The 23,446-nt window shown below is 66.4% G+C and carries 22 protein-coding genes; 17 read left to right on the top strand and 5 right to left on the bottom strand.

The features are described 5' to 3' along the window. The first annotated feature begins 99 nt into the window (after positions 1–99). Together nspC and DN387_RS04245 are read left to right on the top strand one after the other, a co-directional pair. Entirely contained in the window at positions 100–1,197 is a 1,098-nt protein-coding gene (gene nspC / locus DN387_RS04240; RefSeq protein WP_043861418.1) for a carboxynorspermidine decarboxylase, read from the top strand. 26 nt (positions 1,198–1,223) lie between these two features. Then, positions 1,224–2,459, top strand: a complete 1,236-nt coding sequence (locus DN387_RS04245; RefSeq protein ID WP_043861369.1) for a saccharopine dehydrogenase family protein — start codon at positions 1,224–1,226, stop codon at positions 2,457–2,459. 201 nt (positions 2,460–2,660) lie between these two features. Here DN387_RS04245 and DN387_RS04250 read toward each other — a convergent pair whose 3' ends face one another. After that, positions 2,661–4,373, bottom strand: a complete 1,713-nt coding sequence (locus DN387_RS04250; RefSeq protein WP_054914608.1) for an amidase — start codon at positions 4,371–4,373, stop codon at positions 2,661–2,663. A gap of 217 nt (positions 4,374–4,590) precedes the next feature. Between DN387_RS04250 and DN387_RS04255 the strand changes: the two genes are divergently transcribed. The 8 genes from DN387_RS04255 (at position 4,591) to DN387_RS04290 (ending at position 12,053) form a co-directional block, all read left to right on the top strand. Next, entirely contained in the window at positions 4,591–5,934 is a 1,344-nt protein-coding gene (locus DN387_RS04255) for a gluconate:H+ symporter (RefSeq protein WP_054914607.1), read from the top strand. Positions 5,935–5,971: 37 nt separating this feature from the next. Beyond that, a complete protein-coding gene (locus tag DN387_RS04260; RefSeq protein WP_054914606.1) occupies positions 5,972–7,324 on the top strand; it encodes a D-serine ammonia-lyase in 1,353 nt (450 codons plus the stop codon). Between the two features lie 14 nt (positions 7,325–7,338). Continuing rightward, the gene (gene dsdC, locus DN387_RS04265) at positions 7,339–8,277 is read left to right on the top strand and encodes a DNA-binding transcriptional regulator DsdC (RefSeq protein WP_054914605.1); all 939 of its coding nucleotides are present in this window, start codon (positions 7,339–7,341) and stop codon (positions 8,275–8,277) included. Positions 8,278–8,314: 37 nt separating this feature from the next. Beyond that, positions 8,315–8,812, top strand: coding sequence for a VOC family protein (locus DN387_RS04270; RefSeq protein ID WP_054914604.1), 498 nt, complete (start codon positions 8,315–8,317; stop codon positions 8,810–8,812). 161 nt (positions 8,813–8,973) lie between these two features. Next, on the top strand, positions 8,974–9,690 hold the full coding sequence (locus DN387_RS04275; RefSeq protein ID WP_054914603.1) for an AzlC family ABC transporter permease: 717 nt from the start codon (positions 8,974–8,976) through the stop codon (positions 9,688–9,690). Continuing rightward, positions 9,680–9,988, top strand: coding sequence for an AzlD domain-containing protein (locus DN387_RS04280; protein WP_043861362.1), 309 nt, complete (start codon positions 9,680–9,682; stop codon positions 9,986–9,988). Before DN387_RS04275 ends, DN387_RS04280 begins: the two co-directional genes overlap by 11 nt. 124 nt (positions 9,989–10,112) lie before the next feature. Then, a complete protein-coding gene (locus tag DN387_RS04285) occupies positions 10,113–11,087 on the top strand; it encodes a quinone oxidoreductase (protein WP_054914602.1) in 975 nt (324 codons plus the stop codon). 27 nt (positions 11,088–11,114) lie between these two features. Then, positions 11,115–12,053 carry a LysR family transcriptional regulator gene (locus DN387_RS04290; RefSeq protein ID WP_054914601.1) on the top strand — a complete coding sequence of 313 codons (939 nt, stop codon included), beginning with the start codon at positions 11,115–11,117 and terminating at the stop codon, positions 12,051–12,053. A gap of 3 nt (positions 12,054–12,056) precedes the next feature. Here the strand turns inward: DN387_RS04290 and DN387_RS04295 are convergent, their stop codons facing one another. Next, complete coding sequence (locus DN387_RS04295) at positions 12,057–13,538, bottom strand: PucR family transcriptional regulator ligand-binding domain-containing protein (protein ID WP_054914600.1); 1,482 nt, start codon at positions 13,536–13,538, stop codon at positions 12,057–12,059. 176 nt (positions 13,539–13,714) lie between these two features. On the opposite strand from DN387_RS04295, the gene DN387_RS04300 reads away from it, so the two are divergent. The 4 genes from DN387_RS04300 to DN387_RS04315 all read left to right on the top strand — a co-directional run bounded on the left by DN387_RS04300 (position 13,715) and on the right by DN387_RS04315 (position 17,505). Beyond that, a complete protein-coding gene (locus tag DN387_RS04300; RefSeq protein WP_043861358.1) occupies positions 13,715–14,746 on the top strand; it encodes an ABC transporter substrate-binding protein in 1,032 nt (343 codons plus the stop codon). Further along, positions 14,743–16,149: an FAD-binding oxidoreductase gene (locus DN387_RS04305; RefSeq protein WP_054914599.1), complete on the top strand. Its 1,407-nt coding sequence runs from the start codon at positions 14,743–14,745 to the stop codon at positions 16,147–16,149. The genes DN387_RS04300 and DN387_RS04305 overlap by 4 nt, the downstream gene beginning before the upstream one ends. A 9-nt stretch (positions 16,150–16,158) precedes the next feature. Next, on the top strand, positions 16,159–16,506 hold the full coding sequence (locus DN387_RS04310; RefSeq protein WP_043861356.1) for a cupin domain-containing protein: 348 nt from the start codon (positions 16,159–16,161) through the stop codon (positions 16,504–16,506). Between the two features lie 105 nt (positions 16,507–16,611). Continuing rightward, on the top strand, positions 16,612–17,505 hold the full coding sequence (locus DN387_RS04315) for an AraC family transcriptional regulator (protein WP_054914598.1): 894 nt from the start codon (positions 16,612–16,614) through the stop codon (positions 17,503–17,505). A 65-nt stretch (positions 17,506–17,570) separates the two neighbouring features. Here the strand turns inward: DN387_RS04315 and DN387_RS04320 are convergent, their stop codons facing one another. Both DN387_RS04320 and thpR read right to left on the bottom strand, forming a co-directional pair. Continuing rightward, positions 17,571–18,281 carry a hypothetical protein gene (locus DN387_RS04320; protein WP_054914597.1) on the bottom strand — a complete coding sequence of 237 codons (711 nt, stop codon included), beginning with the start codon at positions 18,279–18,281 and terminating at the stop codon, positions 17,571–17,573. A 44-nt stretch (positions 18,282–18,325) separates the two neighbouring features. After that, complete coding sequence (gene thpR, locus DN387_RS04325) at positions 18,326–18,868, bottom strand: RNA 2',3'-cyclic phosphodiesterase (RefSeq protein ID WP_043861354.1); 543 nt, start codon at positions 18,866–18,868, stop codon at positions 18,326–18,328. A gap of 125 nt (positions 18,869–18,993) precedes the next feature. Between thpR and DN387_RS04330 the strand changes: the two genes are divergently transcribed. Beyond that, the gene (locus tag DN387_RS04330) at positions 18,994–20,016 is read left to right on the top strand and encodes a hypothetical protein (protein ID WP_054914596.1); all 1,023 of its coding nucleotides are present in this window, start codon (positions 18,994–18,996) and stop codon (positions 20,014–20,016) included. Positions 20,017–20,025: 9 nt separating this feature from the next. Here the strand turns inward: DN387_RS04330 and DN387_RS04335 are convergent, their stop codons facing one another. Further along, complete coding sequence (locus tag DN387_RS04335; RefSeq protein ID WP_043861352.1) at positions 20,026–21,099, bottom strand: NAD(P)-dependent alcohol dehydrogenase; 1,074 nt, start codon at positions 21,097–21,099, stop codon at positions 20,026–20,028. A gap of 318 nt (positions 21,100–21,417) precedes the next feature. On the opposite strand from DN387_RS04335, the gene DN387_RS04340 reads away from it, so the two are divergent. Together DN387_RS04340 and DN387_RS26120 are read left to right on the top strand one after the other, a co-directional pair. Next, positions 21,418–21,747: a hypothetical protein gene (locus DN387_RS04340; protein ID WP_043861351.1), complete on the top strand. Its 330-nt coding sequence runs from the start codon at positions 21,418–21,420 to the stop codon at positions 21,745–21,747. Between the two features lie 34 nt (positions 21,748–21,781). Beyond that, the gene (locus DN387_RS26120) at positions 21,782–23,404 is read left to right on the top strand and encodes an ankyrin repeat domain-containing protein (protein ID WP_156326194.1); all 1,623 of its coding nucleotides are present in this window, start codon (positions 21,782–21,784) and stop codon (positions 23,402–23,404) included. Positions 23,405–23,446: the final 42 nt, after the last annotated feature.

The following is a 23,446-nucleotide window of genomic DNA, read 5'->3' on the forward strand; positions in this document are numbered from 1 at the left end:
ATCCGCGTCGGGCAAAAATCACTTCCGAGCTTTCGATTCCCGTGCAGTGAAGGCACAATGCGTGTCCTTTTTTTGGCCGGCCTTGCCGGGGGCCTCGAAATGATCAAGACGCCGTACTACCTCATCGACAAAACCAAGCTGCTGCACAACATGCAGAAGATCGCCTATGTGCGCGAACAGTCCGGGGCCAAGGCCCTGCTGGCGCTCAAGTGCTTCGCCACCTGGTCGGTGTTCGACCTGATGCAGCAGTACATGGACGGCACCACCTCGTCCTCGCTCTACGAGCTCAAGCTCGGCCGCCAGAAGTTCGAAGGCGAGACCCACGCCTACAGCGTGGCCTGGGCCGACGACGAAATCGACGAGATGATCGAGAACTGCGACAAGATCATCTTCAACTCCATTGGCCAGCTGCAGCGCTATGCCCAGGCCACCGAAGGCAAGGTGCGCGGCCTGCGCGTCAACCCGCAGGTGAGCAGCTCGGACTACCTGCTGGCCGACCCGGCGCGCCCGTTCAGCCGCCTGGGCGAATGGGACCCGGTCAAGATCGATGCGGTCATGTCGCAGATCTCCGGCTTCATGTTCCACAACAACTGCGAGAACGGCGATTTCGGCCTGTTCGACCAGATGCTCAACACCATCGAAGAGCGCTTCGGCGAGCTGCTGCACAAGGTCGAGTGGGTGAGCCTGGGCGGCGGTATCCACTTCACCGGCGAAGACTATGCACTGGATGCATTCTGCGCGCGCCTGAAGGCGTTCTCGCAGAAGTACGGCGTGCAGGTGTACCTGGAGCCGGGCGAAGCGGCGATCACCCAGAGCGCTTCGCTGGAAGTGACCGTGCTCGACACCCTGTACAACGGCAAGCACCTGGCCGTGGTCGACAGCTCCATCGAGGCGCACATGCTCGACCTGCTGATCTATCGCCTCAACGCCAAGCTGGCGCCCAGCGAGGGTGAGCACACCTACATGGTATGCGGCAAATCCTGCCTGGCCGGGGACATCTTCGGCGAGTATCAATTCGATCGTCCGCTGGCCATCGGCGATCGGCTGTCGTTCATCGACGCGGCAGGCTACACCATGGTCAAGAAAAACTGGTTCAACGGTTTGAAGATGCCATCCATCGTAGTGAAACAACTTGACGGTACTGTCGAGGTGGTTCGCGAATTTGGTTTTGACGACTACCTGTCCAGCCTCTCGTAAGCTGGCGGAAAGGAGAGATAAAGAAATTGAAGAAAAACGTTCTTATCATTGGTGCAGGAGGTGTCGCCAAGGTGGTGGCCCACAAGTGCGCGCAGCACAACGACGAACTCGGTCGTATTGCCATCGCGTCACGCAACATCTCCAAATGCCAGGCCATCATCGACAGCGTCAAGGCCAAGGGTAGCCTGAAGGTACCCGCCGACATCACGGCCTTTTCGCTCAATGCTCTGGATGTCGAGGCGACCAAGGCGCTGATCCGCGAAACCGAATCGCAGATCGTGATCAACGTCGGTTCCGCCTTCCTCAACATGTCGGTGCTGCGTGCCTGCATCGATACCGGCGTGGCCTACCTGGACACCGCCATTCACGAAGAACCGGGCAAGATCTGCGAGACGCCGCCCTGGTATGGCAACTACGAGTGGAAGCACCTCGAGGAATGCCAGCAGAAGAACATCACCGCCATTCTTGGCGTGGGCTTCGACCCGGGTGTGGTCAATGCCTATGCAGCACTGGCGCAACAACAGTATTTCGACCGCATTGATTCGATCGACATTCTCGACGTCAATGCCGGCTCCCATGGCAAGTATTTCGCCACCAATTTCGACCCGGAAATCAATTTCCGCGAATTCACCGGACAGGTGTGGAGCTGGCAGAACAGCCAGTGGACCAGCAACACCATGTTCGAAGTCAAGCGTACCGACGACCTGCCGGTGGTGGGTTCGCAGAACCTGTACCTGACCGGCCATGACGAAGTGCACTCGCTGTCCAAGAACCTCGACGTGCCGAACGTGCGTTTCTGGATGAGCTTCGGCGAGCACTACATCAATGTGTTCACCGTACTGAAGAACCTGGGCCTGCTGTCCGAGCAGCCGGTGAAGACGGCCGAGGGCCTGGAAGTGGTGCCGCTCAAGGTGGTCAAGGCCGTGCTGCCGGATCCGTCTTCGCTGGCGCCGGGCTACACCGGCAAGACCTGCATTGGCGACCTGGTCAAGGGCACCAAGGACGGCCAGCCACGCGAAGTGTTCATCTACAACGTGGCTGATCACGAAGAGGCCTATGCCGAGACCGACAGCCAGGGCATCTCCTACACCGCGGGCGTGCCGCCGGTGGCGGCGGCCCTGCTGGTGGCCCGTGGCGAGTGGGACGTGCAGCGCATGGCCAACGTCGAGGAACTGCCGGCCGAGCCGTTCCTGAAGGCGCTGGACGTGATGGGCCTGCCTACCCGCATCAAGGACGAGAACGGCGATCGTCCCTGGAACTGACGGGTTCAGGCTGACAAAAAAAGGGGGGCGCCGTGATGGCGTCCCCCTTTTTTGTCTGATAGTTCGTGGCGATCGGTCTTGCGAGCGCTGCGCGCTCGATCGCGGGTCAAGCCCGCTCCCACAGGAAATGTGCGCTGGGTTCGGACCCAGTGATGTTCTCTGTGGGAGCGGGCTTGACCCGCGATAGGCACCAACCTCTATCTATTTACGGCGTGCCAGCATCGGGGTTCGCGGCGGTATCAAGCGCTTTGAACCCGTAGCCTCGAACGCCGAGGCCAGGCGCAGCAACGCCGAGTCATCATACGCCCGCCCGGCAAAGGTCAGCCCCACCGGCATGCCGATGTCCGCCATCACCCCCATCGGCACCGTCACCGTCGGCACCCCAAGGTGACGGATCGCCAGGTTGCCGTTGGCCACCCACACCCCGTTGCTCCAGGCAATATCCGCCGAGGCCGGGTTCACATCGGCATCGGCCGGGGCCACATCGGCCACCGTCGGGAACAGCACCGCATCCAGCCCCAGCCTGTCCATCCAGTCTTCCAGGTCGATGCGCCGCGTCTGCTCCAGCCCGCGCAGTCCATCGGGCAGGGTGGCGATCTGGTCCCACGGCGTGATGCCGCGCTCGGCCATGCGCACATACTCGTCCATGCCCGCCGCCAGGTCGCCCTCGCGGTTGGGCAGGGTGCCGGGGTCGTGGGGGAAGATCTTCGGCCCGTCCACGTCCAGCAGGCGGTTGAGCTGCGGGTCGCCGTTGGCCTGCAGGAAGTCGTCGAAGGCCCAGGCCGTCAGGTCCCACAGTTCATGGTGCAGGAATGCCTCGGACACCAGGCCCCGATTGAACACGGTGGGCGCACCTGGGCGGTCGCCCTCGCAGTTCGATACCAGCGGGAAATCCACTTCGAGCACCTCGGCGCCGGCCGCTTCCAGTGCCTTGCGCGCCGCCTCCCACAGTGCGATCACCGAGGGCCGCGTGTTGATGCGCTGGCCGGTCGGGCCGCCGATGCCGGGGCTGTCCGAGGTGCCGGCATCCGGGTCCTTGTTGATGTACATGCGCGGGATGCCGAAGCGCTTGCCGGCCAGCGCCGCGCTGTCCGCCGCCAGTTGCGGGTAGGCGGCGGGGCGCACCGAGGCCACGCTGGGGATCGGCACCCAGGGCTGCAGGCGCCACAGGTCGCCACGGGTGTCGGGGTCTTCGGCCACCACCACGTCGAGCACTTCGAGCAGGTCGGCCATGGTGCGGGCGAAGGGCACCACCACGTCCATGGTCGGCGTCAGCGGCCAGTTGCCGCGCACCGAGATCACCCCGCGCGAAGGGGTGTAGGCGCACAGGCCATTGTTGGAGGCCGGGCCGCGGCCGCTGGACCAGGTTTCCTCGGCCAGGCCGAACGCGGCGAAGCTGGCCGCCGTGGCCGTGCCCGCGCCGTTGGACGAGCCCGAGGCGAAGGGTGCGGTGAGGTAGGCGGCGTTGTACGGGCTTTCGGCCCGGCCATACACGCCGCGCTGCATGCCGCCGTTGGCCATGGGCGGCATGTTGGTCTTGCCCAGGCAGATCGCCCCGGCGCCGCGCAGGCGCTCGATGGTGAAGGCGTCGCGGTAGGCCACCAGGTTGGCGAAGGCCGGGCTGCCGGAGGCGGCGGTCATGCCCTTGACCAGGTAACTGTCCTTGGCGGTGTAGGGGATGCCGTCGAGCGGGCCGAGGGGCTTGCCCTGGGCACGACGCTCGTCGGATGCCTGGGCTTCGCGCAGGGCTTCGGGGTTGCGCACCACCACCGCATTGAGCGCGGTGGGCGTGTCTGCGCCGTCGTAGGCATCGATGCGGGCGAGGTAGGCCTTCACCAGCTCGACCGAGGTGGTCTGGCCCGATTCGAGGGCGGCGCGCAGCTGCGCAATGGAAACTTCGGTGACTTCGATCATGCGGTGGTTACCAGCGGCCAAAGGGGTCATGAGTGATGGCGGGAATCATAGCGGTTTAAGGTTAAGGTGTCCGCCCGACGAGGGCCCTGGCAGATGACCTCAGATCACCTGTGCGCTGAAAAACCATCCTTTGTAAAGGCCTGCCTGCGTGCCGCCTAATCGCCTCCGACCGCGCCCTGCGCGGCAATCGCTCACTAAAACAAATAAAGGCGAAGTCATGCACGAAGACGCAGGTTTGTTACTGATATTGATGGCGGCCATCGGCCTGATCGTGGTGCTGGTGGTCAGGTTTCGGGTGCACTCGTTCCTGGCCCTGATGCTGGCCAGTTTTGTGGTGGGCGCCGGGGCCGGCATGCCGCTGCCGGCCATCGCCGATTCGTTCGAGAAGGGCATGGGCGGCACCCTGGGTTTTCTTGCGGCGGTGATCGGCCTGGGCAGCATCCTGGGCAAACTGCTGGAGGTGTCGGGCGGCGCCGAACGCATTGCGCGCTCGCTGCTCGACGCCCTGGGTGAACAACGCACGGCGTGGGCCATGATGCTGGTGGGCTTCGTGGTGGGCATACCGGTGTTTTTCGAAGTCGGTTTCGTGTTGCTGATACCACTGATCTACGTGGTGGCCCGCCAGACCCGGCTCAACATCCTCTACGTCGGCCTGCCACTGGCCGTATCGCTGATGACCGTGCACTGCATGCTGCCGCCGCACCCGGCGGCAATGGCCATCACCCAGCTGCTGGGGGGCGACGTGGGCAAGGTGATCCTGTACGGGCTGATCGTCGGCCTGCCGACCGCGGTGATTGCCGGCCCGGTATGGGCCACGCTGGTGTGCCCGCGGCACGCCGCGCCCGACGCGCAGGCCGCGCCAGAGCCTGCCGCCACGCCAGCCGCTGGCCAGTCGATGCCGGGCCTGGGCCTGACCCTGCTGGTGATTCTGCTGCCACTGCTGCTGATGGTGGGCAAGACCCTGGCCAGCATGACCCTGGCGCCCGAGGCCGGGCTGTACCGGCTGATGATGTTCCTCGGCAACCCGCTCACTGCCCTGGCCATCGCGGTGTGCTTCGCCTACTGGGCGCTGGGCCTGCGCCGTGGCCTGGGCATGGCCCGGTTGCAGGAGCTGACTGCCGGCTCCTTCACCCCGCTGGCCAGTATCCTGTTGATCATCGGTGCCGGCGGTGCCTTCAATGGCGTACTGATCGACAGCGGGGTCGGCAAGGTACTGGCCAGCACCCTGTCGCAGTGGGACCTGAACCCGATCCTGCTGGCCTGGATCGTCGCCGGGCTGATGCACCTGGCGGTCGGCTCGGCCACCGTGGCAATGGTCAGCGCCGCCGGCATGGTGCTGCCGCTGCTGGACGCGATGCCGGGGCAGAACCGCGAGATCGTGATCATTGCCATTGGCGCCGGCGCGATTGGCTGGACTACCGTCACCGACTCGGCGTTCTGGGTGGTCAAGGAATACCTGGGCGTGTCGCTGGGCGAGGCGCTCAAAAAATTCACCGCCGCGACACTGCTGGCTTCGGTCGTGGCCCTGGGCATGACCCTGCTGCTGTCGCACTGGGTATGAGCCTGCCCGTACTACCGTCACTTTTCTGGAGAACCGCATGATTCACGACAAGACCCTGGACCAGTGGCAGCACAGCCACCCCTTGATCGCCGACCTGGTGCGCCTGCAACCGACCACCTGGTTCAACCCGGGCCTGGCCCCGACAGCGCAGGCGCTGGGCGACGTGCCGCTGACCCTGGCCGATGTGGACGACGCCAGCGCGCGGCTGGAACGTTTTGCCAGCTACATTGCCTCGGCCTTCCCGCAGACGGCGGTGAGCAAGGGCATCATCGAGTCGCCCCTGCTGCCGTTGGCGCAGGTGCAGGCCGCGCTGTGCGCCGAAGCGCAGGTACCCGTGCAGGGCGCGCTGTGGCTCAAGGCCGACAACCTGCTGCCGATCTCCGGCTCGATCAAGGCGCGTGGCGGTATCTACGAGGTGCTCAAGCACGCCGAAGACCTCGCATTGGCGGCGGACATCCTGCAGCCTGGGGATGACTACGCCAGCCTCGACAGCGACCGCGCGCGGGCATTTTTCGGCCAGTACAGCGTGGCGGTCGGCTCCACCGGCAACCTGGGCCTGTCCATCGGCATCATGAGTGCGCGCCTGGGCTTCAAGGCCAGCGTGCACATGTCGGCCGACGCCCGGCAGTGGAAGAAGGACCGCTTGCGCAGTTGCGGGGTGGAGGTGATCGAGTATGCGTCCGACTACAGCGTGGCGGTGGAGCAGGGGCGCCAGCAGGCCGAGGCCGACCCGCGCTGCCATTTCGTCGATGACGAGAACTCCATCAACCTGTTCCTCGGCTACGCGGTGGCGGCACGTCGCCTGCAACGCCAGCTCGAGGCGGCGGGCATCAGGGTGGATGCCGAGCACCCGCTGTTCGTCTACCTGCCATGCGGCGTTGGTGGCGGCCCTGGCGGGGTGGCATTCGGTCTGAAGCAGATCTTCGCCGACGCGGTGCACTGCGTGTTCGCCGAGCCGACCCATTCGCCCTGCATGCTGCTGGGGGTGTACACCGGGCTGCACGAGCAGGTCAGCGTGTATGACTTCGGCATCGACAACCGCACCGCCGCCGACGGCCTGGCGGTGGGGCGCCCGTCCGGGTTTGTCGGGCGCTCCATGCAGCGCCTGATCGACGGCTACTACACCGTTACCGACGAGCAGCTGTATCGGCAACTGGCGCAACTCGAAGCCATCGAGGGCCATCGCCTGGAACCCTCGGCGCTGGCCGGGCTGCCGGGGTTCCTGCGAGTGACCGGGGAGCGGCAGGGCTATCGCCAGCGCCTGGGCCTGAGCGCGCAGCGCCTGGCCAATGCCACGCACCTGGTGTGGGGCACCGGCGGCAGCATGGTGCCGGACGATGAAATGCAGGCGTACCTGGCGCAGGGCCGTACACTGCTGGCCGGACACTAGCGGAACCTGCCCCGATGCTGAACCTGCCCCCGCGTTTGAGCGCACGCCTGAACAGCTCGCAATTTGCCAACCTGCACACCTTTCTGGTGGCGGCGCGGCACCTGAGCTTTGCCCAGGCAGCCGAGGAACTGTGCCTGACCCCCAGCGCGGTGAGCCACCGTATCGCCCGCCTGGAGCAGGCCCTGGCGCTGCGCCTGTTCGAGCGGCTGACCCGGCGCATACGCCTGACAGCCGAGGGCGAGCGGGTGTTCGCGATACTGCAGGGGGTGATGGAGCAGCTGGGCGATGCCCTGGAGCCATCGCCCGAGGCCGAGCTGCGCGGGGCGGTGGCGTTGTACGCGCGCCCGTCCGCAGCGCAATGCTGGCTGGTGCCGCGCCTGGCCGACTTCCACCAGCGCTACCCGAACATCGCGCTGGACGTGCGGGTGGGCAACGATGCGGTCGACTTTCGCACGCACAACATCGACCTGGCGCTGCTGTACGCCAATGGCGAGTTTCCCGGCCTGGTCAGCCATGCGCTGATGAGCGAGACCATCGCCCCGGTGTGCAGCCCGCGCTATGCCGAGCTGCACCAGCTGTTCGACAACCCTGCCAATCTGCGCCAGTGCACCTTGCTGCACGATGCACTGGCCTGGGAGAACGCGGTGTTCGATGCCGAGTGGCAACTGTGGGCTGGCCAGCAGGGGCTGCTGGACGCCTTGCCGCAGCGCGGCCTGACCTTCGATCGGTCGGACCTGTGCGTGACGGCGGCCATCCACCACGCCGGTATCGCCATCGGCCGCCAGCGCCTGGTGCAGGCGCGTATCGACCAGGGCGAGCTGGTGCTGCCGTTCGGCGGTTTTTCCCAGCCGGGGCGCTATGACTACTTTCTGGTTCACCCGCCGCGCGACCCGTTGCCCCGGCGGGTGCAGGTACTGATCGACTGGCTCAAGGGTTGCGCCGCGGGCGACTAGACTGCAGAGGTCTGTCGCTTTTCTGTGGAGAACCACGATGAACAGCAAGAACACGATCTGCCTCTGGTACGACGGCGCGGCGCTGGAGGCTGCCACCTTTTACGCCAGCATCTTTCCCGACAGCGCGGTGGGCGCCGTGCACCGTGCCCCCGGCGACTTCCCTGCCGGCAAGCAGGGCGATGTACTGACCGTGGAGTTCACGGTCATGGGCATCCCGTGCCTGGGCCTCAATGGCGGCTCGGCCTTCCATCACAGCGAGGCGTTCTCGTTCCAGGTGGCCACCGACGACCAGGCCGAGACCGACCGCCTGTGGCAGGCGATCATCGGCAACGGCGGCCAGGCCAGCGTGTGCGGCTGGTGCAAGGACAAGTGGGGGCTGTCGTGGCAGATCACCCCGCGCGCGCTGACTGCCGCGATCAGCCACCCCGACCCGGCTGCGGCCAAGCGTGCCTTCGACGCGATGATGCAGATGGACAAGATAGACATCGCCGCCATCGAGGCCGCCTTGCGACCCCAGGCACCGACGCGAGAGTAAATTCGCCGACAACTGCACAACAGGCTTTGTGACGCGCGTGTGTGCGGGCATAGTAGCGCCCGCACGCCAGCGCGCGCGTGCGTCACTATAAAACGAGCGGTTCGGCATGCGCCCCTTCGGGCCGGTGCATGACAAGATCGCCACACGAAGGAGGTTGTGCCTTGTCAACCGTAGAGAAGCATCTATCCAGGCTTGAGTGGAGCGACGTCTGGGCTGGCTTCAAGCAACTCTTGCCGATTTCCCTGTTCGTCGTGGTGTTCGGTGTGGCCTTCGGCCTCGCTGCAGCCCAGACGGGGCTGGGGGACGCGGCGACCCTGCTGATGAGCGCACTGGTGTTCGCCGGCGCCTCGCAGTTCGCCGCGCTGGAACTGTGGGGCGAGCAGGTACCGCTGGTGCCGCTGATTATCACCGTGTTCGCCATCAATGCCCGTCACCTGCTGATGGGCGCCACGCTGTACCCCTGGCTGCGCGAGCTGCCCACTGCTCGGCGCTACGGCGTGATGCTGGTGGTGTCCGACGCCAACTGGGCGATGGCCATGCAGGCATTGAACGCCGGCAAGCCGGGCCTGGGCCTGGTGCTGGGCGGCGGTATCGCGCTGTGGTCGGCGTGGTGCCTGGGCAGTTGGCTGGGGCTGCATTTCGGCAATGCGATCCACGACCCGGTCAGCCTGGGCCTGGACATGGTGATGGGCTGCTTTCTGCTGGCGATGGTGCTGGGCGGGCACAAGAGCCTGCGCATGCTGATGATCTGGATCGTGGCGGCCGGTTCGTCGCTGCTGGCCTACTGGTACCTGCCGGAGAACAGCCACGTGGTGGTGGGCGCGCTGGCGGGCGGCATTCTGGGTGTGGTGTGGATGGAGAACAAGCATGAACGTTGAAACTGCGGGTGCCGGCACGCTGCTGCTGGTGGTGATCATGGGCCTGGTGACCCTGGCCACCCGTTGGGGGGGTGTGTTCGTGATGTCGTTCGTGCCCATCAACTACCGCGTGCAGCAGTTCATCAGCGCGATGTCCGGCTCGGTGCTGGTGGCGGTGCTGACGCCGTTGGCGGTGAACGGCGACAACGGCGCACGCCTGGCGCTGCTGAGCACGGCGGTGGTGATGCTGCTGGTGAAAAAGCCGCTGCCGGCGATTGCGGCAGGCATTGTGGCAGCGGCGCTGGTGCGGGCGCTGTAGGGGGCGAAGGGCACCTGGCATTGCTGCATCAGGTGCACATATGTTCGGCAATGGTGCTGTATTGTCGTTTACGGGTGCGCTAATTAGCCTTTGCAGACCTTCAACCACTGCAAGAGGCAACATCATGGTGACTTCAATCACGCTCCAGGCGGTAGGCGCCCCCGAGGTGATGCAGCTTCAGGCCGGCGCCGTGCAAGCGCCAGGCCCGGGCCAGGTGTGGCTTGAACAGGCCGCGATCGGCGTCAACCCGCTGGACATCAACCAGCGCAAGGGCACTGTGCCGATTGCCTTGCCGTCCGCGCTGGGCCTGGAAGGTGCCGGCACCGTGCGGGCGCTGGGGGCGGGCGTGACCGAGGTGGCCGTGGGCGACCGTGTGGCCTATGCCACCGGGCCGCTGGGTGGCTATGCCAGTGCACGCCTGTACCCGGCCGAGCGCCTGGTCAGGCTGCCCGCTGCCGTGTCGTTCGAAGACGCGGCTGCCGTGCTGTTCAAGGGCATCACCGCCCAGTACCTGCTCAAGGCGAGCTACCCGGTAGGCCCCGGCACGCGTGTGCTGATCTACGGTGCGGCGGGGGCGGTAGGGCAGATCATGGTGCCGTGGGCCAGGCACCTGGGCGCCCATGTGATTGGTGTGGTGTCCAGGGCGCAAAGCGTCGAGCGCGCCAAGGCGGCCGGCTGCAATGCGGTGCTGGTGTTCGACGCAGCCACGTTGGCGGCCCAGGTGAGCGAGCTGACCCAGGGCCACAAGGTCGATGTGGTCTACGACTCGGTCGGCCGGGTGAGCTGGGAGGCGTCGCTGGACAGCCTGCGCCCGCGCGGCACGCTGGTGTCGTTCGGCGCCACCAGCGGCGCGCCCCCAGCGGTCGAGGTGGGCACGCTGAACGCCAAGGGCTCGCTGTTCCTCACCCGGCCGTCACTGGCGGCACATACCGCCAGCCCCCAGGAGTACCAGCAGCGCGCACAGGATGTGCTGGATGCACTGGCGGCGGGTATCATCCAGCCGCACATATGGCAACGCTACCCCCTGGCCGACGTGGCCAGCGCCCATGCTGCCATCGAGCAAGGCCGGTCCCAGGGGGCGGTCGTGCTGATCCCCTGACCGACGCGCACGAGGCCGACCTCACCGATGGACCCTTTCGACAGCCGTCAGGCCGATGAATTTGCCACCTTGCTGGCGCTGCACGAGCACGGCTCGTTCGCTGCCGCCGGCCGGGTGCTGCAACGCCATGCCTCGGTGCTGTCCAAGCGCCTGGCGGCTCTGGAGCAGCGCCTGGGTATCCGCCTGGTGGAGCGAACCACCCGGCAACTGCGCTTCACCGACGAGGGCACGCGGCTGGTGGAGCGCCTGCAGCATGCCGCCAGCCTGATCAGCACGGCCGAACTCGAGGCCTGCAACGGTGCGGCGCAGGTGCGCGGGCGTCTACGCGTGGCGCTGCCGGGGGCGATGGGCCGGCGCTGGCTGAGCCCGCTGGTGGCCGGGTTTTCCCTGGCCTACCCCGAGGTGACCGTCGACGTCGACTATGCCGACCGCTTCGTCGATATCGTGGGCGAAGGCTTCGACGTGGCCGTGCGCGTCGGCGAGCTGGCCGACAACCGGCTGGTGGCGCGCAAGCTGTGCGAGCACACGCGCATCCTGTGCGCTGCGCCGGCCTACCTGCATCGTCACGGCGCACCGCAACGGCCAGCCGACCTGGCCGGGCACAATTGCCTGGGTTTCAGCGGCTTGCGTTCGTTCCCCGACTGGCGCCTGAACGGGCAGGGCGGGCAGCAGACGGTGCGGGTGCAGGGCAGCCTGATCAGCAATGACAATGAAGCACTGCTGGTGGCGGCGCGCTGCGGCGTGGGGATTCTGGCCGGTGGCGACTGGATGATGCACCAGGACCTGGCCGAGGGGCGCCTGGTGCGCGTGCTGCCCCAGTGGCAGCTGGACTCGGCGTCGGGCATCTACCTGATGCGGCCTTCGGCGCGCTTCACCACGGCCACTACCCTGGCGTTCAAGCACTGGATGGAGGCGGCCTTCGCCAAGGGGGCGCCATGGCAGCGCGCTGGGGCGTCTGCCGCATAGCACTCAGGCCAGCCCCGCCATGCGCGCCGCGCGCAAGGCGAACCACAGCGTGGCCACGTCCTCGGTACTGTCCAGCGAGCGGCCGGTGATCTCTTCGATGCGGCGCATGCGGTACACCAGCGTCTGCTTGTGCACGTGCAGCTGCGCGGCCGCCGCCAGCCACGAGCGGTTGTGTTGCAGAAACACCTGCAGGGTGTGCAGCAGCTGGGTGTTCTGCTGGCTGTCGTAGTCGGCCAGCGGGCCCAGTACGTTGCGGAAAGTACGTTCGGCTTCATCCAGGCTCTGCGCCAGCCACGGTACGCTGGCGCCGGCCTGGGCGTAGGTCACCAGCGGTTGCGCGGCGCTGGTGTGGGCCAGTGCCAGGCGCGCCTCGCGCAGCGCCTCGACACTGCGCCCGGCGTGGCCCAGCGGGTTGCTCACCCCCAGCGGCGCCTGCAGTTGCGCCTGCAACTGCGGGATGCACTCGGCGGCGCCGAGCACGATCAGGTCATCGCCCTGAACCCGAATCAGCACGCGACGACCCTGGCGTTGCAGGGCTTCGTCGCAGGCCGCCGGTGACACCCCGGCGGCGCGGCCGAGCAGCAGGCAGGCCTGTTCGGCGCCGATGTCGAAGGCGGCCAGGCGCTGTTGTGCCTGATGCGCCGGCAGACGCTGCTGCAACAGGTCGTCCAGCAGCTCGGAGCCCAGGCGCAGGTTGCGCTCGTTGTCGACCCGCAGGCGCTCCAGCTCGATGCCCAGCACCGCCACCACATGGTGCAACAGGCCGTAGTCGAGCAGCCCGTCACCTTCGGCCACCAGCAGGCAGTCGGCCTGGGACGGCAGCGCCATCACCAGCAGCTCGCCCGCCTCCAGCGCATGGCGCTGCACCACCGGTCGGTTGCCCGAGGTGTCGCGCTGGCGGGCTGCCAGCCATTGGCGCTGGCTTGCCGGCAGGCCGCCCAGTGCGTCGCGCCAGGGCGCGAGCGAGGCGGCGTCGAGCAGGGTCAGGCGCGCCTGCACGTCCTTTTCCAGGCGCTTGAGCAGTGCGCCCAGGCCCAGCCCCTGGATGCTCATGCGGGCACTTTCGTAGACCCGGGTGATGGCATTGCGGCGCGCCTGCTCCTCCTGCTGGCCGGCATCGACGATGGCCCGCGTGACGGCGGCGAAGGGCACGCCGTAGTGGGTGAACATCACCGCAAAGCCCAGGGCGTCGGCCCGCTCCATCAAGGCCTCGAGGTTGGCCGGGGCCTGCATGTTCTCGCCGATCATCATGCCCGCCAGGCCAGCGCCCGCGAGGTTTTCCACGTACGCGCGCTGGGCATCGGCATCGGCGGGTATGCCGATGCCGGTGGTCATCAGCAGATCGGCGTCGCCCAGCCATTCGCTGGGGTCGGCCAGTTCGCACACGTGGGCCCAGCGCACCGGCTTGCCCAGCCCTGCGGCACCGCTGATGACGCGGGTGCGCAGTTCGGGCAGGGCGATGATGTCGCTGACAGACAGGGCCATGGGGCAGCTTCCGGGGCAGGGTGACGGCCAGTGTAACCGGGCATGGCGCGCCTTTGAACGGCTTTGTACGAACGTATGAAGGTACGCGGCGGAATCTTGTTTGCGTCTGATTGTGGCGACCCGGCTGCGGCTCGACACTTGGCCTACTGAGCCATCCCGACCCGGAGAACATAACAATGCACAAGAATCTGGCCTTTTCGCTCACCCTGATCGCTGCCGCTGCGTGCAGCACATCGGCGCTGGCCGACCTCACCGTAGTGTCCCACGGCGGGGCCAACAAGGCCGCACAGGTGGCGGCCTTCTATGACACCTACCAGGCACAGACCGGCACCCGCATCGTGGCCGGCGAGTTCAATGGCGAGATGGCCAAGGTCAAGGTGATGGTCGATACCGGCAGCGTCTCGTGGGACGTGGTCGAGATGGAGATGCCCGAGCTGGCACGCGCCTGTGAAGAAGGCCTGCTCGAAGAGTTCGCCCCCGACCCGGCCGTGGCCGCGCAACTGCTGCCCGGTGCGGTACAGCCGTGCGGCGTGGGCTTTTTCGTGTGGTCGACGGTGATCGCCTACAACGCCGACAAGCTCAAGGTGGCCCCCACCAGCTGGGACGACTTCTGGAACCTGGAGAAATTCCCCGGCAAGCGCGGGCTGCGCAAGGGCGCCATGTACACCCTGGAATTCGCCCTGCTGGCCGACGGCGTGCCGGCGGCCGATGTCTACACCCTGCTGGCCACCCGTGAAGGCCAGGACCGCGCCTTCGCCAAGCTCGACCAGATCAAGTCGAGCATCCAGTGGTGGGAGGCCGGCGCCCAGCCGCCGCAATACCTGGCCTCGGGCGATGTGGTGATGAGCTCGGCCTACAGCGGCCGGATCAGCGCGGTGCAGAGCCAGACGCCGCTGCGCATCGTGTGGAATGGCGGCATCTATGACATGGACGCCTGGGCCATCCCGCGTGGGGCCAAGAAGCGCGACGAAGCACTGAAGTTCATCAACCACACCCTCAAGGCCGAGCAGCAGAAGGGCTACGCCGAGCAGATCGCCTACGGGCCGGTCAACCGCGAGGCCCTGGGCCTGCTGAGCGAGCAGCGGGTCAGCGAGCTGCCCACCGGCAGCCCCAACCTGCAAGGCCAGTTGCCGATGAACGCAAGCTTCTGGGCCGACCACGGCGAACTGCTCGAACAGCGCTTCAACGCCTGGGCGGCACGCTCATGAAACTGACCCCCAGCGCACCGCTCAAACGCAGCTACTGGCTGGAAAGCGCCGAGCCCAGCCTCAAACCCGGCCCGGCGCTGCAGGGTGAGCACGACGCCGATGTGGTGATCGTCGGTGGCGGCTTCGTCGGCCTGTGGACCGCCCTGACCCTCAAGGAGCATGAGCCGGATATCCGCGTGATGGTGCTGGAACAGGACGTGTGCGGCGGGGGCGCCTCGGGGCGCAACGGCGGCTTCGTGATGTCGTGGTGGCCCAAGGTCGGCACCCTGGCGAGCTTCTGCACCCCGGAGCAGGCGCTGTTTCTGGGGCACAGCGCCGAGCGCGCGATCAGCGAGCTGGGCGAGTTCTGCCAGCAGCACCAGATCGACGCGCACTTTCGCCAGAAGGGCTGGCTGTGGACGGCCACCAGCCCCGCGCACATCGACACCTGGAACGCCACGCTGGCCGCCTGTGCCCGCCTTGGGGTGACGCCGTTCGAGCGGGTGCCGGCTGCCGAGGTGGCGCGCCGTTGTGGCTCGAAGGTGCACCTGGCCGGCGTGTTCGAACGCAGCAACGCTACCGTGCAACCCGGCGCCCTGGTGCGCGGCATGCGCCGGGTGGCGCTGGAGGCGGGGGTGGTGATTGCCGAGGGTACCGCGGTCAGCGATATCCAGCCCGGCACACCGGTGCAGGTGCTGACCCCGCAGGCGCGCATCCGTGCCGGCTCGGTGGTGCTGGCCACCAATGCCTGGGCGGCTGCCTTGCCGCAACTGGCGCGCCTGATCACCCCGGTCAACAGTTCCATCGTGCTCACCGAGCCGGTGGCGACCCGCCTGGAACAGATGGGCTGGACCGGCGCCGAGTCGATCACCGATTCGCAACTGATGGTCGACTACTACCGCACCACCGTGGATGGCCGTATCGCCTTCGGCAAGGGCACCGGGGCGATAGCCTACGGCGGCAGGATCGGGCCGGTGTTCAGCCACGACCCGGGCAGCATCGCGCTGACCGAGGCCGACCTGCGCCGTACCTACCCGATGCTCGATGACGTGCGCATCACCCATACCTGGTCGGGGCCCATCGACCGCACCTACGACAGCCTGCCGACCTTCGGCGGCCTGGGCGAGCAGGGCAACATCCACTACGGCATCGGCTGGAGCGGCAACGGCGTGGGCCCCAGCCGCCTGGGCGGGCGCATCCTGGCCAGCCTGGCCCTGGGGCGCAAGGATGCCTGGAGCACCTGTGCGCTGGTGGGGCGCAACTGCAAGGCCTTCCCGCCGGAGCCGCTGCGGTATGTGGGCGGTTCGCTGGTGCGCAACGCCGTGATACGCAAGGAGCGCGCCGAAATGGCCGGCCACACCGCCGGCCGTCTCGATTGCATGCTGGCCCGCCTGGCCCCGGCCGGGCTTGAAGACAAATCCTGAGGACTGCACATGAACCCTGTACTGATTCACCTTGAAGACGACACCGCCTTCGGCCCCAGCGCGGCAGTCGGCGCCCCCCTGGGCGAGCCGGTAGCCATGGCGCGTACCGCGTTGCACCAGGAGCTGGCCGGGCAGGGCGCCAGCACCGGCTTGTGGGAGTGCACGCCGGGGCGCTTCCGGCGCCAGGTGGTGCAGGCCGAGTACAGCTACATCATCAGCGGCGAGGGCAGCTTCACCCCCGAGGGTGGCGAACCTATCCCGTTCGGTGCCGGCGATGCGCTGTACTTTGCCGCCAACAGCCAGGGCACCTGGGACGTGCGCCAGACGGTACGCAAGACCTACCTGATCCTGGGTTAATGCTCCGATAGTCATGCCTGATCCTCCGGGATCGGGCGTGCGGTAGTGGCGGTGGGCAGCGAATCTGCGATGATGCGCGTGTCTGATCCTCTGATGCGGTACCCCATGCAGCTCACCTGCCACGCCGATGCCAATGCCACGCTTTGCGCCCTGATCCAACCCCTTGCCACCCGCCCGGGCCCGGTCGACACCCACCTGCCGCAGGTGCAGGTGTTGTCCTGGAGCCACTACGTGGCGAGCAGCCCGCAGATCTACGAACCTAGCCTGATGATCCTGGCCCAGGGCAGCAAACTGGCCCGGCTGGGGCCGCGCACCCTGGAATATGGGGCTGGCCACTACCTGGTGCAGGCACTGTCGGTGCCGTTCATGTGCGAAACCTTCGCCACCGAAGATGAACCCCTGCTGGGCGTGTCGGTGGCGATCGACCGCACGGTGCTGAGCGAACTGGTGCAGAGCATGGGGCTGGGGGCTGGCCAGGTGGTGGCGGCGCAGACGCCCGAGTCCATGACATCAGCGGCGCTGGATGCGCCGATGCGCGAGAGCGTGGAGCGGCTGCTGCGTTGCCTGCACGACCCGCTGGAAAGCCGGGTGATGGGGGCGGCGCGAGTGCGCGAGGTGTTGTACGTGGCCTTGCGTGGGCCGCAGGCCGGGGTGCTGCGGGCGCTGGTGGAGCAGCAGGGGCATTTTGCGCGCATCGCTGCAGCCCTCAGCCATTTGCGCGAGCATTACGCCGAGCCGTTGAGCGTGGAGGCGTTGGCGGGGCGGGCGAACATGAGTACCTCGACGTTTCATGAGCACTTCAAGCGCTGCACGTTGCTGTCGCCGATCCAGTACCTCAAGCGGTTGCGTTTGCTCAAGGCGCAGCAGATGTTGATAGGCGAGGGGTTGGGTGTGGCGCAGGTGGCGCATCGGGTGGGGTATCAGAGCACGTCGCAGTTCAGCCGCGAGTACAAGCGGCATTTCGAGCGCAGCCCGGGGCGGGAGCAGGCTTATCTCTAGGGAGGCGAGCGCGTGGAGCTCGTTCGCCGGCAAGGCCGGCTCCTACAATAGAGGTGGGCCACTCCTCATTCGGTGTAGTAGTAGCTCTTCAGGAACCGGAACTCATGCGCCTGCGCCTCGCACCACTGGGCAAACCCCACCGCCCGATCACCCGCCTGATACTGCGCCCAGGCCTCGAGCATTTCACGCAGGCTGCACACTTCACCATCAATGTAACTGCGGGTCGTCTCGGCCTCGATCAGCCGCGCCAGCGCACTGGCACGCGCAAGCTTCGTCGCCGCAACGGTAACGTCACCCAGAAACACCGACTCATGCAGGTGATGAACCATGAAATCAACCTCGCCCAGCTCATCCAGCGCCAACTGCCGCAACGCCACCTGATCCTGCGGGTCGTGCGCCAGTGCCGCCTGGAGCCACGCCGACTCGCCCGTCAGCTTGCCCATCCAGCGATAAGGCTCGGCCAACGCCGGGCCCTCGTCGCACCAGGCTCGCAGCACCTGCCTGAGGTAGCGGGTCAAGGCATGCGACAACAACTGGTGCGCACCACTGTTGCTGAAGGCAAGGTCGGCAATCTCGCAGACAATCGCCCGCTGCTGGCCCACCTCCCGCTGACGCGCACCGTCGAGAAACTCGTCCAGCGCCTTGAGCGCCGGCTTTTTCAGGCCCTGTTCGCGCAGCAGGCAATACCGCGAGAAACCGGCAAAGCCTTCACGGGAGGCATAGACCTCGCCAATGCGCCTGAGGCCTTCGAAATTGTCCTTGTTCCAGTAATACATGCTCTTCCTTGCCAGTCAGCGCCGACACCACGGTCGGCAGGGGTTCACGCCAGCGGCCACTGCGCTATCGGCTTGTAGCGGCCGCCACTGGACTCGAACAACACGAAGTCGTCGATGTTCAATCTGAACGCCGGTGGCTCCGGCGTCTCCGGTACATCACCCGGGTAGTCGCGCACTAGCGTCAGGTGCGCACGAAACTCACGCACGCTGTCTTCCACGCCCAGCGGCAGCAACGCCTGCTGCAGGGCATACACCCATTGACGCAAGGCCACCGGCGTCTGCGTGGGCTCCAGCACCAGTGCATCGGCGCGGTGCCATGCGACCAGCCGGTCCAGCTCCAGGCGCAGCGGGCCTTCGGGGCGCGGCACCGCCGCCATGGCGTCGCACAGCGCAGGCAGGCGCGAGACGCCGACTTCCCCAAGGAACATCAGCGTCAGGTGAAAATTGGCCGCAGGCACCGGACGACCACGGGTGATCCCCAGTGTGCTGCGCCATTTGCCGATGGCCCGGCATTGCTGCTCGGTACAGGGCAGGGCGATGAACAGGCGCTTGAACGGCTCGCCCGGGGTTCGCAGTTCACCTCGCATGGAAGCTCCCTTGAATGTGTGCAGGTGCCGACAGGGTACCGAGCAGCGCCGACCAAGGCCAGCCGTGGTTCCCGCGCCGCTCGCTATACTCCAGGCAAGCGCTTCACTGCACCGGGGGGCCGACCTTGAACCAGCGCATCCTGCTCGCCCTGTGCACCCTTGCACTGTTGCTGGCCATCGGCGGTTGCGCCCGGTCCCGGCCGACACCAGCGCCGCAACCCCCGGTGGTGCTGTCCCAGGCCGCCTGGCAACGTGTCGACTGGGACATCATCGATGCCTCCGAGGGCGCCAGCCGTTCCGCCCAGGACTATGCGCGACGCTCCATGAAGGTATGGAAAGACGCGGTGCACGCGCGTACCGAGGCGGACTTCATTCCGTGGTTCACCGGTTACTGGACCCAGCAGTGGCTGACCCTCAAGGTGGCCTGGTACAAGGTCAGCAAGAACCAGCAGACCGCGCCCGGCGAGGACCGCCTGGCGCTCTACCTGCAGGAGCAGTACCGCGAACGGGTGCTGGAGCCGGTGGCCAGGGAAATCAACCCGCAGCTGATCCGCGAGCGCGCCACCCAACTGTACGTGCAACTGCTCGGCCAGCAGCTGCAAGGTATCGGCCAGCGCTACCGCGCCGCCCCCGACCAGTTCGCCCTGCACCTGAACCGCATTCCCGCCATCGCCCTCGGCCCGCCGGCCGCACGCGACGCCTCGGTGCATCAGCTGATCACGGCCCAGCCACTGCTGAGCCTGCCGGCCTACCTGGCGTTGAACGAGCAGATCCAGAAGGCTGCGGTGGCGGCAGGCCAGGCGCCGTCCGACACGGGCCTGTCGTCGGTGGCCAAGCGCGCCAGCGCCCAGCTCGAAGCAACGCTGGTGCCGCGCGGCGCGGCCAGCGCGGTGGCGGCTGCGGTGGGCAAGGCGGTGGGGGCGCTGATCTCGGTGGCCTCGGCGGGCATCGGCGCGATGATGCACGAAAGCGAGCGCCCGGCCATGGTCGAGCAGCTGCGGGTGATCCTCAATGTGGCGCTCAACGAGGAATGGCAGGGCCTGATGCAGAACCCCGCCACCGGGGTGATGGCGGGGGTCAACGCGCTGTCGGGGCAGATCCGCGACAGCCTGGTGCTCAGCAGCGGCTTGCCGGCGATGCAGCCCTGAGGGCGGTGCTCATGGAGTGATCGCGACTTTCATCACGCCGTCGCGCTGGTGCGCGAACAGTTCGTAGGCCGCCTCGATGTCGTCGAGCTTGTAGCGGTGGGTCACCAGCGGCTTGAGGTCGACGCTGCCGCTGGCCACCACCTCCATCAGGCGGCGCATGCGCTCCTTGCCGCCGGGGCACAGGGTGCTGACGATGCTGTAGTCGCCAAGCCCGGCACCAAAGGCCGACAGCGGAATGGTCAGGTCGGAGGAATACACCCCCAGGCTCGACAGCGTGCCGCCCGGGCGCAGGATGCGCAGCGCCGACTCGAAGGTCGACTGGGTGCCCAGCGCCTCGATGCTCACGTCTACGCCACGGCCGTGGGTGAGGGCCATGATCTGGTCGACCACGTTGCCCTGCTTGAAGTCCACCACATGGGTGGCGCCCAGCTGGCGGGCTACCGAAAGACGCGCGGGCACGGTGTCGACGCCGATGATGGTGGTGGCGCCCATCAGCTTGGCCCCGGCCACCGCGCACAGGCCGATCGGCCCCAGGGCGAACACTGCCACCGTGTCGCCGATACGTACGCCGCCGCGCTCGGCCCCGGAGAATCCGGTAGACATGATGTCGGGGCACATCAGTACCTGTTCGTCACTCAGCCCGTCCGGGATCGGCGAGAGGTTGGCCATGGCGTCCGGCACCAGCACGTATTCGGCCTGGCAGCCGTCGATGGTGTTGCCGAACTTCCAGCCGCCGGCCGGCTTGAAACCGTGCGGCGTGCCGGGGCCGTCCTGGGACGAACAGCCACACAGGCAGGCATAGCTGTGGCCGCTGGGGGTGATGGCGCCGGCGATGACGCGCTGGCCCTCGGTGAAGCCCTTAACCTGGGCGCCGAGCTTTTCGATGATGCCGACCGGTTCATGGCCGATGGTCAGGCCCTTTTCCACCGGGTACTCGCCGCGCAGGATATGCACGTCGGTGCCGCACAGGGTGGTGGTGGTGATGCGGATCAGGGCGTCCGAGGGGCCGACCTCGGGGATCGGTTTTTCATCGAGCACGATGCGGTTCTTTTCGACAAAGATTGCAGCTTTCATGCGGGCCATGGTCGTTTCTCCTCAAGGGGTACACGCGCAACTTCATGGGGCAGGGTGCGCCTGCACGGGCGGCGGGCTGTTGATCCGGGTCAAGCTGATGAGCATAGGCGATGGCGGGGCTCATCTGCGTAGAAAACAAATCATCGGGTTCCCAGGCTATTTTCATGATCTTTCGTTCTAAAACAGATAGTTAGGTAAATAATCTAAAGTTGTTTATGAAGTGAACTTAAATTGTAGGACAGGGTCATAGGTTGCTCATGCTGGCAGGTTGATATGAAAGTGCCAGCGTGCAACCCACAAGACAGATACGTGCTAAGGACTCGGTTAATGAAAATCATCAAGACGCTGGTGCTCACCTCGCTGTTCGCCGCCCTGGCCGGCTGCGGCAGCGATGCCATCGAAGGCAAGTTCAACGTGCAGGCCAGCGTGATGGGCTTCAAGAGCAACGTGGGTACCGCAGAGCTGGACGAGGACTACATCACCCTGCTGGGCGACAAGTACGAGATCGACGAGTGGAAGCGTGACGGTGACACCGTCGTCGCCCGCGACAAGAACGGCACCGCGGTGATGAACGCGCGCGTCGAAGACAACGGCAACCGCCTGGTGGTGCTGGACGGCGGTGAGCTGGTCAGCATGACCCTGACCCGCATCAAGTAACTCCCCACGCCACATTCAACTCCAAGGACGTTCTGTGAAAAAAGTACTGGCTGTATCAGGCATTGCCGCGTTGCTGGCTGGCTGCGGGTCGAGTTACCAGTGGGACGAGGTCACCACCTCCAAGGGCAGCAAGGGCAAGCCCACTGCCATCTATGTGGACAAGAAGACCAAGGAGCCGGTGTCCGGCACCATCATCTGGAAGGAAGGCGACACGCTGATCTCCGAGTTCAAGGTCAAGAACGGCAAGGTCCAGGGCGACTGGGTTACCCACAATGCCGACGGCTCGGTGGCCATCGAGGCGCAACTGGATGACGGCCAGCTGACCGGCACCACGACCGTGTATTGCAGCGGCGGCGAGAAAAAGCCGCAGCAGCGCATCGTCATCGCCGGCAAGAAGCAGACCGAGAGCCAGTTCGACTGCGCCAGCGGCCTGCAGACCCGCGAAGAGGTCACGGTGCACGAAGAGGGCAGCAAGCAGAACGGTCGCACCCTGGCCCAATCGGCCTGGCGCGTGGTCAATGGCGAGCAGGTGCCGGCCGTGGTCGCCAACTATGACAAGGACGGCAGCGGCCAGCTCGATGGCGTGCAGGAAACCTTCTACCCGACCGGCCAGGTGCAGGAGCGCAAGCACTACAACCAGGGCAAGCTGGAGGGCCTGCAGGAGGAGTTCGTGCTGCTCGACGACGGCACCTACCGTCTGCGTAAGGTCACTGCCTACAAGGATGGCCAGCGCGATGGCGATTCGATCCAGTACTTCGCCTCGCCCGACTGGCCGGAAAAGACCGTCGAAAAACGCGAAACCTACGCGGCGGGGCAGGACACCGGCAAGACCGTGATCTACCGCGAGCTGGATGTACAGGTGCTGGTGCCGTACCAGGACGTGCCGCCCAACCATTACAAGCTCAAGGAAGCGCTGGCCGGCAAGTCTACCCGTGACGGCTACGTGGCCGATGTGGAGTCGCTCAAGTACCTGCTGCAGGCCTCTGACATCGACCTGAACAAGCCGCTGGTCGCCGAAGCCGAGCTGCCGGTCCACTATGTGGCCGAGAATGCCTACGACATGCTGGTGAGCCTGGGCGCCGACCCGCTCAAGACCACCGCAGAGGGCAATACCCGGCTGATGATGTGCCTGAAGAACGCGTGGCGCGATTGCTCCGACGCGCACTTCGACCAGCTGCTGGCCTTGTCCAATGCCAAGACGGCCAACCTGTTCGGCAACACGCCGCTGCACGAGCTGTGCAAGAGCAACAGCCTGACCAAGGAGCGCCCGGAACTGGGCCAGCGCCTGATCGCCAGCCAGGACATCAACGCGGTGAACTACGCGGGCCAGACTGCCTTGCACTACTGCATCACGCAGCGTGACAAGACCGTGGCCAATGCGCTGATCGCGGCCGGTGCCGATCTGGACAAGGCGGACTATTCGGGCGTTACCCCGGTGCAACTGGTGTTCCTGCGCGACCCGCGCCTGGGCCGTCAGAAGCAGGTGAGCTGGGACGCGGCGCGTATCCAGTACGTGGGCGGGCTGCTGGGCAAGTCCACGTTCAACTTCGAAGCGCCGTTCCCGGGCTTCGACAAGGGCCTGAAGCAGCTGATGATCGAAGCCAGCGATGCGCAGAGCGCAATGCTGGTTGACAGCCTGGCTGCCAACAAGGGTTGACCCCAGTTGCCGGGAAGGCTGGCCCCTGCAGGTGCAGGAGCC

The sequence above is a fragment of the Pseudomonas sp. FBF18 genome (genome assembly GCF_024261405.1).
Lineage (GTDB): Bacteria > Pseudomonadota > Gammaproteobacteria > Pseudomonadales > Pseudomonadaceae > Aquipseudomonas > Aquipseudomonas palmensis.